The sequence below is a fragment of the Rhodococcus opacus genome (assembly GCF_012396235.1).
Lineage (GTDB): Bacteria > Actinomycetota > Actinomycetes > Mycobacteriales > Mycobacteriaceae > Rhodococcus_F > Rhodococcus_F opacus.
The window spans coordinates 56,323-70,557 of sequence record NZ_JAAXPA010000015.1; the positions used below are offsets into that span (position 1 = coordinate 56,323).

The following is a 14,235-nucleotide window of genomic DNA, read 5'->3' on the forward strand; positions in this document are numbered from 1 at the left end:
GACATGAAAAATCTGACTACCAACGCGTTCGACCTTCCCGACCACCTCGCACCCAAGGCCGACCCGACGCTGATCGCCGACGACGAGCTGCATTTCGCGGCCATCGCAGAAAGCCTCGAGCAGTCGATTGCCGACCTCGACCACCGCATCGACACCGAACGCAAGGCGCCCCGCCGGCTGGGCCAGGAGGCGATGGAGCGGGACATGATGGTCCACCGGCTGAACGCCGAGTTGCGTGCCCTGCGCCGCTACGGGTTGGACCTGTGCCTCGGGCACTTCGTCAGCGCGGACAACCCCGAGCCCGTGTACATCGGACGACTCGGCCTGATGGACCGGGCGGGCAATCAGCTGCTCGTCGACTGGCGCTCCCCCGTGGCCGAGCCGTTCTTCGGTGCGACCCACGGCAATCCGATGGGCCTGGCCCGCCGGCGCAGGTATCGCTGGACCCGCGGCCGCATCAGCGACTACTGGGACGAGGTGTTCACCCCGGACGGGTTCGCGGGGAACGCAGCGCTCGACGACCAGTCCGCGTTCATCGCCAGCCTGGGCACCAACCGGTCGGCCCGGATGCGGGACGTGCTCGGCACCATCCAGGCCGACCAGGACGCCATCATCCGCGCGGGATCGCGTGGCGCCCTCGTCGTCGACGGCGGCCCGGGTACGGGCAAGACCGTCGTCGCGCTGCACCGCGCTGCGTACCTGCTCTACTCCGACCCCCGACTCCGTCACGGCGTGCTGTTCGTCGGTCCGCACGAGCCCTACCTGGCCTACGTCGCCGATGTCCTGCCCAGCCTCGGAGAGGAGGGAGTGCAGCTCTGCACCCTGCGGGACCTCGTCGCCGAGGGCGCCACCGCGAAGGTCGAAACCGACCCCGACGTGGCCCGCCTGAAGTCGTCCGTGGATCTGGTGAAGGCCATCGACGCGGCGGTCGCGTTCTACGAGGAGCCGCCCACCGAGGGCATGACGGTCGCGACCGAGTGGTCCGACATCTGGCTGAGCGCCGACGACTGGGCCGAGGCATTCGAAGCGCCGGAACCCGGTACTCCGCACAACGAGGCGCGCGAGCAGATCTGGGAGCTGCTGCTCACGATCCTGATCGACAAGTACGACGGTGACATTCCGGTGGCCCAGCTCCGGAAATCGTTGCAGCAGAACGACGAATTACGCACGACCCTCGACAACGCGTGGACCCTGATCGAGGCGGCCGACCTCGTCGCCGACCTGTGGTCGGTGCCCGCCTACCTGCGCAAGTGCGCTCCCTGGCTCAGCCCCGACGACATTCGGAAGCTGCAACGCCCGGACGCCCAGCGCTGGACGGTGTCCGACCTGCCACTCCTCGACGCAGCACGGCAGCGGCTCGGCGACCCGGAGGAATCACGACGCCGGCGTCGCCACGACGCCGTCGTCGCCGCCGAACGCGAGCAGCGGTCCAAGGTCATCGACGACCTCATCGCAGCGGATGCCTACGACGACGGCGAAAGTCTGATGACGCAGCTGCGGCAGAAGGACCTGCAGGAAATGCTGGTGGACGAAGCTGCGATGTCCAGCACCGACCCCGACCTGCTCGACCGCACGTTCGCGCACGTCGTCGTGGACGAAGCGCAGGAGCTGACGGACGCCGAGTGGCAGATGCTGTTGCTGCGCTGCCCGTCTCGGAGCTTCACCATCGTCGGCGACCGGGCCCAGGCCCGGCACGGATTCACGGAGTCGTGGCAGGAACGGCTCGAGCGGATCGGGCTCGACCGGATCGAACTGGCCTCGCTGACCGTCAACTACCGGACGCCGAAAGAGGTCATGGCGGAAGCCGAGCCGGTCATCCGAGCCGTCCTCCCGGACGCCAACGTGCCGACCTCCATCCGCAGCAACGACATCTTCGTCGTACACGGATCTGCTTCCGATCTGCACTCGATCCTCGACACCTGGCTCGACTCGAACTCCGACGGGATCGCCTGCGTCATAGGCGATCCGACGTTCCGGGTAACATCCCGCGTCCGGTCGCTGACCCCGGAGCTGTCGAAGGGGCTCGAATTCGACCTGGTCGTCCTCGTCGACCCGGACACCTTCGGCACGGGGATCGAAGGGGCCGTCGACCGCTACGTCGCCATGACCCGGGCGACCCAGCAACTCGTCATCCTCACGAGTACGTGACGTGGACCGACGCTCTCTGAGGCCGCGATCATGGCCGGCTTAAGGAGTCCAAGGCGGCCACCAGCGCGGAGCTGAACCCACCTCCACCGTGGCCGGCATCGTCAACCACGACGAGTCGACTTTCCGGCCAGGCCCGCGAGAGCTTCCAGGCCGTGTCCAACGGTCCCGAAACATCGAAGCGGCCGTGGACCAGAACTGCCGGGATACCTGCCAGACGGCTCATTCCGTCCAGTATCTGGTTCGGGACGAGGAAGCACTCGTGGCTCCAGTAGTGCGTCACCAACCTGGCGAAGATCATCCGGAACGTTGCGTCCTCGTATCGGGGGCTCGGAGTCCATCCCGGCATCAACGAAACGTGGGTGTCCTCCCACGCACACCACCTCCTCGCCGCCTCCTCGCGCACTGCCGCGTCGGGGTCGGCGAGGAGGCGCGCATACGCGGCCACCAGATCCCCGTGCCGTCCGCCGACCGGCACGGGAGCGATGAATTCCTCCCACTCCCTGGGGAAGATCCGACCCATGTCACGGGTGATCCAGTCGATCTCGGTTCGGGATCCGGACGTGATCGCTCCGAGCGCCATCGCGAGGACACGCTCGGGATGTCGTTGGGCGTAGACCAAACTCAGGGTCACACCCCAGGACACCCCGGCCACGACCCAACGCCTGATCCCCAGACGCTTACGCAGGCGTTCGATGTCCTCCATCAAATGTGCTGTCGTGTTGGTCGATAGGTCGGTGTCGGGGCCGGCGGCAAGCGGGCGGCTGCGCCCGCATCCGCGTTGGTCGAACAGCACCGCGCGAAAAGCATTCGGGTCGAAGAAGCGTCGTGCGACGGGAGTGCATCCAGATCCCGGCCCTCCGTGCAGATACAGCACCGGCGTCCCCGTGGGATTTCCGGTGGTCTCCCAATACAGGGAATGGCCGTCGGAAACGTCGAGAAACCCGGCTTCGTACGGTTCCACCGCAGGATGGAGAGCGCTACTCACCAACTCAGCTTCGCATCCTGCACGAGGAGCCGAACCGCGAATCAGTCGTTCCCGGTCTCGGTGGTAGCCACCGCCGAGAGTCGCCTGCGACGATTGCAGGTGCCCTTCGAGAGGAGACGAACGATGACAGCGTCCGATCCGCAGGTCACCACCCGCGAGGAATGGCTCATCGCGCGCCGCGAGTTACTCGCACAGGAGAAGGAGCTGACCCGCCACCGCGATCGGGTCAACGCCGCCAGGCGCGCGCTGCCGATGGTCGAGATCACCGAGAATTACGCATTCGACGGCCCCGACGGCAGGACCGGATTCGCCGACCTGTTCGACGGCCGCGGCCAACTCCTGATCTACCACTTCATGTTCGAACCCGACGCCGACGAGGGATGCCCCTCCTGCTCGTTCACGATGGACAACGTCGGCAACCTCCGGCACCTCTACGCCCGGGACACCTCGTTCGCGGCCGTGTCACGCGCACCGCTGAACAAACTCGAGCAGTACCGACAGCGAATGGGCTGGACCTTCCCCTGGTACTCCTCGCACGGCAGCGACTTCAACTATGACTTCCACGTCACCCTCGACGCGTCGGTTGCACCGGTCGAATACAACTACAAGGACGAGGCCGAACTCGTGCAGTCGGACCCCGCGTGGAAAGGCTGGTGCGGCGAAGAGCACGGCGTCAGTGCTTTCCTCCGTCAGGGTGAGCGCATCTTCCACACCTACTCCGGTTACGCGCGCTCCACCGAGATCCTCCTCGGCACCTATCACTGGCTCGACCTCACTGCCCGCGGCCGTCAGGAGGACTGGGAACCGCAACCTCGCCGCGGCGACGACCCCTTCATGAGTTGGCTACGCCGCCACGACGAATACGAACCAGGCGAAATTTCCGGAGAGAAGATCCCCGAGTGACCGCCTACATCAGTTCGAGTCCCGTTGCCTGCAATTCGAGATAGTCCCGCACCAACAGGTGAGAACACGGCGTGGACACCGCGGTCCAGGGCGTGTGTTGGGGTAATTGCAGTGTCAGCGATTCGGGTACCGCCTCGCGACACCTGATGACCGCCCGGAGTCGCGGCGTCAGGGAGTTCCACCACGCATCCAGCACATACCTGCACTGGGAGAGGTATTCGGAGAGTGGCCCTTGGAGAACCGCCATCTGCGGTACCGAATCAACTCCACCACTGATCCCCGCGACGCACGCGTCCCCGCATACGGCCATCACCTGCCCGATGAATTGCGGCGGCATGATGCCTTCGGGGTTTCGCAGCAGAGCGAGGCGTGCGCCGGCGGACAGGGCTTCATAAGCCACTTCGGGGTCGATTGCCTCGTCACCCATGCCACGAACGTACCCGGCTGTGGGCGTCTCCTATCGGGAACAGCAATATGTAATCAGCCTGAGCGCCGGCGCGGCCACGTCAGCGTCCGATCACTTTCGCCTCCGGCGCGGCTCGGGTTCGCGTTCGGCTTCCGATCCGCCGAGCAGGTCACCGAGCGTCTCCCCCACGGCCTCGAGCGCGCCCTTGGTCTTGGACTTCGTGCTGCCGCTGCCCTTCACATCGGAAACGAGGTCGGTCAGGCCCTTCGGTTCGCTGCCGATCTCCAGTCGGTTCACCGCCTCGGCGAAGCGCAGGTAGGTATCCACACTGGCGACAACGACGCGGGCGTCGATGGTGAGCAGTTCGATACCGACCAGCGAGACCCGCACGTAGGCGTCGATGACCAGGCCCTTGTCCAAGATGGTGTCGATGACATCGGCGAGGCTGCTGGAACTCGGGCCGCCACCTGCTGTGGTCATCGCTGTGCTCCTCGCTTTCGACTACCGGAGGTTTTCGCCGGGGTGCTCCGCTTGCGGGGCGGTCGCCGCGCCGGTCGTTCCTCGGCCTCCTCTGCCGTCTCGTCGTCGACGTCGTCCGGCGGCGGTGTCTTCTTCGGTCGTTTCCTGCGTCCCAGCGCGCCCACCACACCCACGGTGTCGTCGACGAGCTTGTGCATTCTGCCCGCGGTGTCATCGGCGGCTTCGTCCACCGTGTCCACTGTGTCGTCGGCGGCTTCGTCCACCGTGTCCACGGTGTCGTCGGTGACGTCTCCGGCCATATCCGCGGTGTCCTCGACCAGGTCTTCGGCGGTCTCCAGGACCGCATCGCTGCCGGAGAGCAGCCGATTGTTGAGTGCGTCGACTCGGGCGGTGGCGGCGGTCATGGCCGCCACTTTCACGGCGTCGAGGAGTTGGCCACGCACCGATTCACTGAGCTCGGCGAATTCGGGCGAGGTTTGCAGCAGTTTCGAGGCCCGGTCCACCATTTCCTGGGGTCCGCCGGCGAGGCGGCCGGCACCCGCCGCCGCGAGCAGCAGTCCCAGTTTCTTCCGGTGCCCTCGGCCCAGCCAATAGCCCACGACCACCGCTGCCGCGATTTGCAGTCGGGTCATCATCGTCGACTCCCTTCACCCGCATCGGCCGTCATCGGTCGACGCCGAGCGCCCGGAGCCGGCCGCCCGGCGTACCCCGGATCGGCAGTCCGGTGCGAACCAACCCCGAACCCGACTACCCGCAACGGATGGCCGTCAATCGGTCAAAGGCCGCAATGGGGCTGGGAAAATTCGGTCACCGCCACGGACCGTCACCGACTCGGGGTCGGCTACGAATGCTGTCATGCTCCAGTAACTTTGGGTGACCGTGTCTCGTCCACCATCACTCCCGTCCCGATGCCCGATCGGCGGCGCCGGCTTCGTCCGCGGTCCAGCGTGTTCAGGATCGCGGCCGCGGTGGACGCGATCGTCCGGTCGCCGTCGTGGGCCAGCCGGTCGAGTGCCCGCCGCGCCGCGGTGCCGGGAATCTCGGCAAGGGCCTGCGTGATCCGCAACCGCGTGGGCGCGTCCTCGGTGTTGTCGAGCGTGTCTTGCATGACCTCGACGATGGCGTCGGCCGAGGCCGAGACCGTCGTCAGCAGGCCCAGCACTTCGGCAGCCTCGACATCGCGCCGCCCCTCGACGACCAACTCGATCAGGGAGGGGATCGCGTCGACGTTTCCGCGAGAGCCGAGAGCGAGTGCCGCGTACCCGCGGACCGCAACCTCTGGATCATCGAGTGCTCGTCTCAGATGTGCCGTTGCCTCCGCGGTGTGGATTGCCGCTATCGCGGCGGTGGCGCGACGCCGGACGTCGGCATCCTGCGCGTCGAGACCGTCGGCCAGAACCTCGAGTCCCGGGCCGGCGACCCGCGCCAACGACCACTGCAGCGCTCCGGCCACATTCGGGTCGTCCTCCGACAGAATGGCCTCGACCAGCGCTTCGACGGGCAGCGCCGCAGTTCCGTCCTGAGACAGGATCGCTTGTTGACGACGGGCCGCGGATTCCGACTCGAGCGCACGCAGCAGACCGACGATGCGCAGGACATCCTCCCACTCCGCCGGCGAGGCGGCGTCGACGCGTTCGAGTTTGCCGAGCAGTTCCTCCTCGGCAGCGATCCGCCGGCGCGTGTGTCGGATGAGGTCTCCCACCAGGTCGGCCGGTGCGAAATCGGGCTCGTCCAGTGCCCGCTTGGCCTCGTTCAACGACAGCCCCAAGGTCCTGAGGCTCTCGACGTGGAAGAGCCGTCGGATGTCGTCGGCGGAGTACTCGCGGTAGCCGCCGGACGTGCGGCCCGTGGGCTTCACCAGCCCCAACGTGTCGTAGTGCCGCAACATCCGTGTGCTGACACCACACCGCCGGGAGACCTCACCGATCAACATCCCATCTCCTCCTGCTACGTGTCCGGACCGGCGACCGCGACGCGCTTCGCCGTCTCGACCGCGAGGGTGAACCCACTGTCGGGATCGTGGCAGAGTCGCCTCGTCGCATCCGCGTGCGCACGAATGTGCGGGTCGGGACTGGTCCCGGCCGCGTCGAGGACCGGGAGGACAGCGTCCCCGAGTCCCACCAGCGCACGGCTCAGACTGAGCTGCAGGTGCTGGTCACCCCGTCCGAGTTCGATCGCCAGATCGGCCGCGAGTGCAGCCTCGTTGCCGGGCGGCACGAGTGCCACGGCCGCCCGCCACGCACTGCGCGCGACCTCGTCGTGCTCGTCGTGCAGCAGTGCCGACACCGCGGGCCAGGCGAGCCGGTCCCCGATCTTGGACAGGGTGTGCAGCGACTGACTGCGGGCCTGCGCGGAGTCGGCCCCGAGCTCTCGGACCAGTCGCGGCACCGTGAGCTCGCTCGGCAGGCGGCACAACGCCCAGGTCAGCATGTCGCGGACGAAGAAATCCGGTTCGACGGCACACCGATCGACGAGAGTGTCCGTGAGACGGGGATCGGGGTGCGTGCCTGCAGTGAGCGCCGCCCGCAGCCGACCCGACGGGTCGGCTGCGGCCAGAGCGTCGACGAGGTGGGCATTCGGCCCACCGTGGTTGGTTGTGTTCACGACAACCACCTCCTTCGTCGACCATTCGAGTCCTTGTCACTGTGTCAGGGTCAAGTACTCGTTGTCAGGGGGCTGTCGTCTGCCGGTCAGCTCGTCATGTTGGCGAACATGCCGGGCTCGTAGGAACCTGCCGGGTTGCGCACGATCACGTTGATCCGGTTGGCGGCGTTGATCAGGGCGACCAGGGAGACCAGTGCGGCGACCTGGTCGTCGTCGTAGTGCTTGCGCACCTGGGCCCAGGTCTCGTCGGACACGCCGTCGTGGGCGTCGGCGAGCCGGGTGCCTTCCTCGCTGAGCGCCAGCGCGGCCCGCTCGGCCTCGCTGAACACGGTGGCCTCACGCCAGGCCGCGACGAGGTTGAGCCGGACCGGGGTTTCGCCGGCGGCCGTGGCGTCCTTGGTGTGCATGTCGGTGCAGAAGCCGCAGCCGTTGATCTGGCTGGCCCGGATCTCGACCAGGTGCTGGGTGGCCTTCGGCAGCGGCGATTGGTCGATCACCAGGGCGGCATTGGCGAACCGCTTGCCGAACTTCATGGCGATCTCGTTGTCGAACAGGTTGAATCGGGCGTCCATGACTTCGTCCTCACTCGTGTGTTGTGTTGCTCTGGACGAACATGAGATGCCGGCGACCCGATCCTTGTGACAATCGCTCACGCCGCGACTTCGAAGTCACGTAATTTGGCAGCGGCCAACACGGGTCGGCTGCCATCTGGTGTCACAAAACGGCGGGGCCCGGTGTCTGGTGTGTGACACAGTCGAGAGTGAGAAGGAGCCACCCATGGCCGGCACGTCGCAGACCACACCCGACGATCGCGGCGGGAGCCAGGACGATCGTTCGGATCCCGCCACCGAGGCGTTCGTCGCCCACCGCAACCTGCTGTTCACCGTTGCCTACGAGATGCTCGGATCGGCCGCCGACGCGGAAGACATCCTCCAGGAGACCTGGCTGCGGTGGGCGGGCGTCGATCTCGACACGGTCCGCAATCAGCGTGCGTACCTCGTCCGGATCACCACTCGCCAGGCGCTCGTCCGGCTGCGGACACTCAGCAGGCGCAAGGAGTCCTATGTCGGTCCCTGGTTGCCCGAGCCGCTGCTGACCGCGCCCGACGTGGCCGAGGATGTCGAGTTGGCCGACAGCGTCTCGATGGCGATGTTGCTGGTGCTGGAGACGCTCGCGCCGACCGAGCGGGCCGTGTTCGTGCTGCGCGAGGTGTTCGCTCTCGAGTACGGCGAGATCGCGGACGCCGTCGGCAAGAGCCCGGACGCCGTCCGCCAGATCGCGCACCGGGCGCGGGCCCATGTGGCGGCGCGCCGGCCGCGCGGCGTCGTATCCCCGGCCGAGTCCCGAGACGCACTCGAGGCGTTCCAGCGGGCGCTCGAGACGGGCGATCTGCAGAGCCTGCTCGACCTGCTCGCACCGGACGTCGTCCTCCTGGGTGACGGTGGCGGAGTCAAGCAGGCCGTGCTGCGGCCCATCGTGGGGGCCGACAAGGTGGGTCGCCTGCTGGCGGCCGGCCTGCCCCGGATCGACGGCACGGTGTCGGTCGAGCCGGTGCAGATGAATGGCTCCCCCGCGCTGATCGTCCGGCTGGACGGGGAGATCGACGACGTCGTGGCGGTGCGGATGGACGACGGCAAGATCACCGGGCTCTACATCGTGCGCAACCCCGAGAAGCTGTCGCGCGTCGAGCGGGAAACCGCGGTGAGCCGCTGAGGTCGCAAGCCTCCTTACCTTTCCTCGGCATGGTGGCGGTCGCGCCAGGCTCGTTCCCATTGCCGGGTCAGGGCCGGGTACACGATGAGGTACCGGAAAGGCGCGATGGCGGTCATGTAGAGCCGCCCGAACCATCCGTTGGGTTTGACGAGAACGGTCATCTGCAGTTCGTAATCGCCGTTCGCTCCTCTCGCCCAGCCGAGATGCATCACGGTGTGCACGGTCTTGTTCGCCAGCTCGCGGGCGGACTCCGTGTCGAGCTCGTACACCGCTGTGAGGGGCATGCCTTCGTCGTCCGGGCCGCGCGGAGCGGCGCGGAGGTCGCTGGGCAGGCGGTCGCGGAGCGAGGCAACCCGCTCACCGACACCAGTTGACGGATTGTCCCAGCCGAAGAGTGCCCCGAGTTTCCATCGAGCAGCGAACAGGAACCTCACCAGCCGGGGCTGCTTCGCTGGTCCTCCCGCGGCCCGCATCGCTGCGAGCATCGTCGGGAAGTCGTCGGGCCCGGCTCCGGGAGTGCGGAACGACCACACGTCCTCGACGGCGAAGTCTCTCGTGAATTCGTGGATACGCCAGGGCTGCTCGATGTAGGTGGCCCGATTCCCGCCGTCGCCCGCACGACACGAGCCCGCAGGATCGAGGCGGGCCTCGACGCCCTCGCACGAGGAGGGCCCGACGCCGTCCGAGTCGAGACTCTCGCCGCCGAACTTGGCGTGACGAAGGGCGGGTTCTACGGCTACTTCGACGGCCGTCCCGCATTGCTCACCGAATTGCTCGACGAGTGGGAACGCCGTTGCACCAAAGCCGTTATCGCCCAGGCCGATGCCGAAGGCGGCACCCCCGCCGACAGAATCCGGCGCGTGGGGCAACTGACCTACTCGGAGGACTTTCAACGGATCGATCTCGCGATCCGGGCCTGGGCCCACCACGACCGGTCCGTCGCGACGCGCCTGCACGCCATCGACAACGAGCGGATGAACTTTCTGCGAAAGATGTTCGGCACCTTCGTCACCGACCCCGACGAAATCGAGGCACGCAGCACCCTCATGTTCGGACTTGCGATCGGCCGCCACTTCATCGTCGCGGACCACCCCGGGTACACCAAACGCGAAGCCATCCAACTTGCCGGAGAATTCCTCCTGCGCCCGTCCGGTACGAATAGTTCTGTCGGGTAGGGGTTTCCGCCGGGCGATCAGTCGAGGTGAGCCGACAGCAGCCACGCTGGGAGCATGGACCGCCCCTTCTCGTCGTGTTCCCAGTTCGCGGCCTGCTCCGGGCCGAGCAGCGCGTGGATGAAAGCCGGGCGAATGTCGTCGATGGTCCAGAACTCGGCGACCGCCTCGCGCAGCTCGTCGTCGGTCACAGGGTTCGGTCCTTCGCCCTCGGGGAAGGCGCCCTTCGCGAACACCAGGATGTAGTAGGACGCGCCGGGCGCGGCCGCCCGAGCGACCGCGCGCAGGTAGTCCCGCCGCCGGTCGACGGGAAGGGAATGGAACAGGGTGCTGTCGACGATCGTGGAGAACCGGCCGTCGAAACCGGTGAACGAACTGATGTCCGCCACCTGATACGTGGCCGTCGTCAGTCCACGATCGGCGGCGGCCGCCTGAGCCACCGCGATGGCCGTCGGCGACAGGTCCAGACCGACCACCGTGTACCCCTGCGCCGCCAGGTGGAGGGACGTCTCGGCATGCCCGCAGCCCGCGTCCAGCACGTCGCTGCGGAACTTGCCCTCCGCGATCAGCCCGGCGATCTCGGGTTGCGGCTCACCGATGTTCCACGGCACCGGTCCCGTAAATACCTCCGCGTCGCCTCGGTAGATGTCGTCCCACGGCGCAACCTGGTTCTCCTCGGTCATGCCATCGACGGTACGCCCGCACTACCGTGCCGATGTGGATCTTTTCTCACGCTCGTGGTCGGCGCTGCTCACAACGGTCGCCGAACTTCCGGACGAGGACTTCGCACAGCCGTCCGGCTGTAGCGGCTGGCTCGTGCGGGATCTGGTGTGCCACCTGATCATCGACGCGCAGGACGTCCTGATCACCCTCGTGACCCCCGCCGACACGGAACCGACGCGCGACGCCGTGACCTACTGGGACCTCGCCGACACACCCCCGACCGGCGACGACCCGCTCGACGCGCTGATCGTCCGACTGGCCGCCGCGTACCAGGAGCCACGGCTGCTCAAATACCACTTCGACGACGTCGGCTCCGCTGCCGGCCGCGCCGGCGAACTCGTCGTCCCGGACCTGCGGGTCAGCACCCGCGACGAGGTCCTTACCGCACGCGACTACCTCTCCGCGTATGTCCTGGAGTCGACGCTGCACCACCTCGACCTGATCGCCCACCTCCGGGGTGCGGCGGAACCGCCCGCAGACGGCCTCGCCCGGTCCCGCGACTTGCTGGAGAAGATCGCCGGGACCGCCTTCCCCGCCTCGTTCTCCGACAAAGACGCACTACTGGTCGGCACCGGACGACGAGCCCCGACCGACGCGGAGAAGGACCAACTGGGTGAGCTGGCGACGAAACTCCCGCTCATCCTCGGATGATCGTCCAGCCGACTGGGACCTTCCGCGTGGGCAAGCCTGAGCAGCAGATACGCGTTCGAGGACTCTAAGCCAGCAACCCGGGAACGCCGTGCGAATGGCTGTCTAACACTGGCACCGACTCGATCCACTTACTCGCCTTCGGATTGTGCGGTGTCGGACCTCGGCGGTTCATTCTGTTTCGGCGCGGCCGGAACCCATTCCCGCAGTTGTTGAACCACTGTGCCGTAGAACTCGTCGGTCGATGACGTCACGCTGGTGATGAAGCTCGCCGCGGTGCCCGACCGCCGGCCGCCCATCGGGAAGGTTTGTTCGAGGGAGAAGGAGACGATGTCTCCGGATCGCCCAGTGGTCAGTACCTTCGGGTCCGCTCGCACCGTGTCGAGGTGCTCGCAGGCTTCGTTGCCCCGCTCGGAGAACACCGCTTCGACCTGAACGTCGCCGGGTACGTCCTTGAGTTGCTTGAGTAGCCACGACAGCCGGCGACCGGAGGTTCCCTCGTTCGGTGCCTCCACGGTGGTGCGGCAGCGGATCTTGTTGGTCCGCACATCCGCGATCACCACCAAATCCCCGGCCGTTTCCGGGATCCGCAGCACGGCTTCGAACACCCCGTCGGTCGCCAACCTTTCGGCTACCGCCGCATTGCGGGCTGCCGGGTCGCTGCCGTGACGGCGGGGCAGGATGTGTTTGACGGTGACACCGAGTTCGGCGGTCAGCCGCAGCGCGAGATGACGTGAGAGGGACACCCAGGTGTCGGCCACGGCGGTGGCTTTCTGGTCGCCTCCGCGGAGGGTGCCGGCGGTGACCGCGTCGCGGACGGTCACCCAGTGCCGGCCCATGTCGACGAACTCGGCCGCCCCGGAGCGGGGGTGATCGAGGTAGCGCAGGAACTCGGCCAGGATCCAGGCCTGCAGGGCATCGTCGATACCGCCGTGCGAGAGCAACATCCGTGCCTCGTGCGCCACCTCCGCCCACGACAAATGGCGCAGCGCGACCTTGGCAAGCTTGCGACGGTCGACCTCCACCGGCAACTCCCCGGCACTGGCGGGAACGTCGTTCGACAGGCTGACCACCACGTCGTACTTCTTCTTCCGCGCCACATCGAGATAGTTCTCGAGTTGCTCCTTCTCGAGCTTGCCGTTGCCGGTCTTGACCTCGAGCAGGCCGGTCCACACCCTGGTGCCGCGGGAGACCTTCAGCACCGCGTCGGGGACCACCTTCGTCTCACCCCGCTCGTACGCGACCTCGACATAGCCTTCGAAGACACCGACCGGGGCCCCCATCCGGGCGCACACCGCGCGTGCGAAGGGGCGCACGGCCTGCATGGTGGCGATCAGCGCCGAGGTAGCGCGCCGCTCCTGTTCCTCCCCGGTCCCGACCCCGATGACCGAGAACAACCGCGCCGGCTGCCACGTGTCCTGTTCGGCGAGGGTGAATTCGACCGGCTTCGACTTGCGCACCACCCGCTTGGCGGTGCGGACGCCCCGGGTTCTCGCCTTCCTCTGTGTCGCCGGTGTGATGGGTGTGGTGGGCAGTTCGGGCACCAGTTGCGGGCCGTCGCCGGCGGACCCGTGCGACGCCGGCACGGCGGGTTCGGCAAGGTCGGACGAGGTATCGGGGGTACCTGTGGGTTCCGGTTCCGGCTCGTCGTCGATGTCGACACCGAAATCCGTCGCCAAACCTGCCAGTCCGGACTCCCAGCCCTGCCCGACCGCCCGGATCTTCCACTCGGCATTGCGGCGGTACACCTCGCCGAACACGAACGCCGACTCGGTCGTGGCATCGGCGGTGACGTACTCCGCCAACGTGTACCCGGCCCCATCGACGACACGCAGAGCGAGCTTTCCGAGATCACCGAACCTGCCGTCGGCGACACTGCCGACCAGGGCCACGGTGTGCACGTCCTCCGGCACAGTGGACAGGTCGATCGCGATCCGCGCCTGCGCACCTTCCTCGGTGCCGCTCGTACCCAGGAACCGGATCGACCCGTCCGTCGACTCGGGCTGGTTGTAGAACACGAAATCGTCGTCGGAGCGAACCTTGCCGCCGGAGTTCAGCAGCAAAGCCGACGCATCGATCTCGACCTCCGACTCGGTCCACCCGAGCACCACATCGATCTGCTCCACCTCAGCGGGCAGCGACAAGTTCTGTCCCTTGGACAGCATCGGAAACTCCACCAGAAACCACCCTCATTCGACCCGAAACCGCACCAACGCTGCGCGGCCGGACAGAGCCTGAGCCGACTACCGACGTCCGTCGCATCAACTGCGGATACTAATCGGTTCGTTTCAGTCGCGGACACCACCTGGCAAACATTTCGTCGCCGCGTGTCCGCGCAGCGCCGGCATGCCGTGTGTCCCGGCTGTTCAATGTCATCTACGCGAATGACATTGCACACAAACCAAAGTGAGCACGCGTGACGATAATCCTGGAACGCGCAGGCTCGGCGCCTA

15 protein-coding genes are annotated in these 14,235 nt (G+C 67.0%); 5 read left to right on the forward strand and 10 right to left on the reverse strand.

Annotation, left to right across the window (positions count from 1 at the left end; all coding sequences use genetic code 11):
- Nucleotides 1–3 precede the first annotated feature (3 nt).
- Nucleotides 4–2,148, forward strand: a complete 2,145-nt coding sequence (gene helR, locus HGB39_RS20660; RefSeq protein ID WP_005575052.1) for an RNA polymerase recycling motor ATPase HelR — start codon at nucleotides 4–6, stop codon at nucleotides 2,146–2,148.
- A 28-nt stretch (nucleotides 2,149–2,176) separates the two neighbouring features.
- On the opposite strand, the gene pip is transcribed toward helR, so the two are convergent.
- Nucleotides 2,177–3,133: a prolyl aminopeptidase gene (gene pip / locus HGB39_RS20665; RefSeq protein ID WP_043794202.1), complete on the reverse strand. Its 957-nt coding sequence runs from the start codon at nucleotides 3,131–3,133 to the stop codon at nucleotides 2,177–2,179.
- Between the two features lie 123 nt (nucleotides 3,134–3,256).
- Here pip and HGB39_RS20670 point away from each other — a divergent pair, with 123 nt between their 5' ends.
- The gene (locus tag HGB39_RS20670) at nucleotides 3,257–4,036 is read left to right on the forward strand and encodes a DUF899 domain-containing protein (protein WP_005575056.1); all 780 of its coding nucleotides are present in this window, start codon (nucleotides 3,257–3,259) and stop codon (nucleotides 4,034–4,036) included.
- Nucleotides 4,037–4,040: 4 nt separating this feature from the next.
- Here HGB39_RS20670 and HGB39_RS20675 read toward each other — a convergent pair whose 3' ends face one another.
- The 6 genes from HGB39_RS20675 to HGB39_RS20700 all read right to left on the reverse strand — a co-directional run bounded on the left by HGB39_RS20675 (nucleotide 4,041) and on the right by HGB39_RS20700 (nucleotide 8,098).
- Nucleotides 4,041–4,463: a hypothetical protein gene (locus HGB39_RS20675; RefSeq protein WP_005575058.1), complete on the reverse strand. Its 423-nt coding sequence runs from the start codon at nucleotides 4,461–4,463 to the stop codon at nucleotides 4,041–4,043.
- A 90-nt stretch (nucleotides 4,464–4,553) separates the two neighbouring features.
- Nucleotides 4,554–4,922 (reverse strand): gas vesicle protein GvpJ, encoded by a 369-nt coding sequence (gene gvpJ, locus HGB39_RS20680; protein ID WP_005575060.1) that lies wholly within the window; start codon nucleotides 4,920–4,922, stop codon nucleotides 4,554–4,556.
- On the reverse strand, nucleotides 4,919–5,554 hold the full coding sequence (locus HGB39_RS20685; protein ID WP_005575062.1) for a hypothetical protein: 636 nt from the start codon (nucleotides 5,552–5,554) through the stop codon (nucleotides 4,919–4,921). The genes gvpJ and HGB39_RS20685 overlap by 4 nt, the downstream gene beginning before the upstream one ends.
- A gap of 221 nt (nucleotides 5,555–5,775) precedes the next feature.
- Complete coding sequence (locus tag HGB39_RS20690) at nucleotides 5,776–6,855, reverse strand: MerR family transcriptional regulator (RefSeq protein ID WP_005575063.1); 1,080 nt, start codon at nucleotides 6,853–6,855, stop codon at nucleotides 5,776–5,778.
- 14 nt (nucleotides 6,856–6,869) lie between these two features.
- Complete coding sequence (locus HGB39_RS20695) at nucleotides 6,870–7,535, reverse strand: HEAT repeat domain-containing protein (protein ID WP_081276521.1); 666 nt, start codon at nucleotides 7,533–7,535, stop codon at nucleotides 6,870–6,872.
- A gap of 77 nt (nucleotides 7,536–7,612) precedes the next feature.
- Nucleotides 7,613–8,098, reverse strand: a complete 486-nt coding sequence (locus tag HGB39_RS20700) for a carboxymuconolactone decarboxylase family protein (protein ID WP_005568977.1) — start codon at nucleotides 8,096–8,098, stop codon at nucleotides 7,613–7,615.
- Nucleotides 8,099–8,303: 205 nt separating this feature from the next.
- Between HGB39_RS20700 and HGB39_RS20705 the strand changes: the two genes are divergently transcribed.
- On the forward strand, nucleotides 8,304–9,239 hold the full coding sequence (locus HGB39_RS20705; RefSeq protein WP_005254365.1) for an RNA polymerase sigma-70 factor: 936 nt from the start codon (nucleotides 8,304–8,306) through the stop codon (nucleotides 9,237–9,239).
- Between the two features lie 14 nt (nucleotides 9,240–9,253).
- Here the strand turns inward: HGB39_RS20705 and HGB39_RS20710 are convergent, their stop codons facing one another.
- Nucleotides 9,254–9,826: a DUF2867 domain-containing protein gene (locus HGB39_RS20710; RefSeq protein WP_043790913.1), complete on the reverse strand. Its 573-nt coding sequence runs from the start codon at nucleotides 9,824–9,826 to the stop codon at nucleotides 9,254–9,256.
- Here HGB39_RS20710 and HGB39_RS20715 point away from each other — a divergent pair.
- A complete protein-coding gene (locus tag HGB39_RS20715) occupies nucleotides 9,803–10,414 on the forward strand; it encodes a TetR/AcrR family transcriptional regulator (RefSeq protein WP_005568973.1) in 612 nt (203 codons plus the stop codon). The genes HGB39_RS20710 and HGB39_RS20715 overlap by 24 nt on opposite strands.
- 17 nt (nucleotides 10,415–10,431) lie before the next feature.
- Here the strand turns inward: HGB39_RS20715 and HGB39_RS20720 are convergent, their stop codons facing one another.
- On the reverse strand, nucleotides 10,432–11,094 hold the full coding sequence (locus HGB39_RS20720; protein ID WP_005254368.1) for a class I SAM-dependent methyltransferase: 663 nt from the start codon (nucleotides 11,092–11,094) through the stop codon (nucleotides 10,432–10,434).
- A gap of 34 nt (nucleotides 11,095–11,128) precedes the next feature.
- Here HGB39_RS20720 and HGB39_RS20725 point away from each other — a divergent pair, with 34 nt between their 5' ends.
- Nucleotides 11,129–11,785: a maleylpyruvate isomerase N-terminal domain-containing protein gene (locus tag HGB39_RS20725; RefSeq protein WP_005568970.1), complete on the forward strand. Its 657-nt coding sequence runs from the start codon at nucleotides 11,129–11,131 to the stop codon at nucleotides 11,783–11,785.
- A gap of 128 nt (nucleotides 11,786–11,913) precedes the next feature.
- Here HGB39_RS20725 and HGB39_RS20730 read toward each other — a convergent pair whose 3' ends face one another.
- Nucleotides 11,914–13,959: a TerD family protein gene (locus HGB39_RS20730; RefSeq protein ID WP_005568969.1), complete on the reverse strand. Its 2,046-nt coding sequence runs from the start codon at nucleotides 13,957–13,959 to the stop codon at nucleotides 11,914–11,916.
- Between the last annotated feature and the right edge of the window lie 276 nt (nucleotides 13,960–14,235).

Excerpts from the sequence above, each read along its gene's own strand:
- HGB39_RS20700 (WP_005568977.1), bottom strand. The coding sequence starts at position 8,098 with ATGGACGCCCGATTCAACCTGTTCGACAACGAGATCGCCATGAAGTTC.
- gvpJ (WP_005575060.1), bottom strand. The coding sequence starts at position 4,922 with ATGACCACAGCAGGTGGCGGCCCGAGTTCCAGCAGCCTCGCCGATGTC.
- HGB39_RS20705 (WP_005254365.1), top strand. The coding sequence starts at position 8,304 with ATGGCCGGCACGTCGCAGACCACACCCGACGATCGCGGCGGGAGCCAG.
- HGB39_RS20675 (WP_005575058.1), bottom strand. The coding sequence starts at position 4,463 with ATGGGTGACGAGGCAATCGACCCCGAAGTGGCTTATGAAGCCCTGTCC.
- HGB39_RS20690 (WP_005575063.1), bottom strand. The coding sequence starts at position 6,855 with ATGTTGATCGGTGAGGTCTCCCGGCGGTGTGGTGTCAGCACACGGATG.
- HGB39_RS20720 (WP_005254368.1), bottom strand. The coding sequence starts at position 11,094 with ATGACCGAGGAGAACCAGGTTGCGCCGTGGGACGACATCTACCGAGGC.
- helR (WP_005575052.1), top strand. The coding sequence starts at position 4 with ATGAAAAATCTGACTACCAACGCGTTCGACCTTCCCGACCACCTCGCA.
- HGB39_RS20670 (WP_005575056.1), top strand. The coding sequence starts at position 3,257 with ATGACAGCGTCCGATCCGCAGGTCACCACCCGCGAGGAATGGCTCATC.
- HGB39_RS20685 (WP_005575062.1), bottom strand. The coding sequence starts at position 5,554 with ATGACCCGACTGCAAATCGCGGCAGCGGTGGTCGTGGGCTATTGGCTG.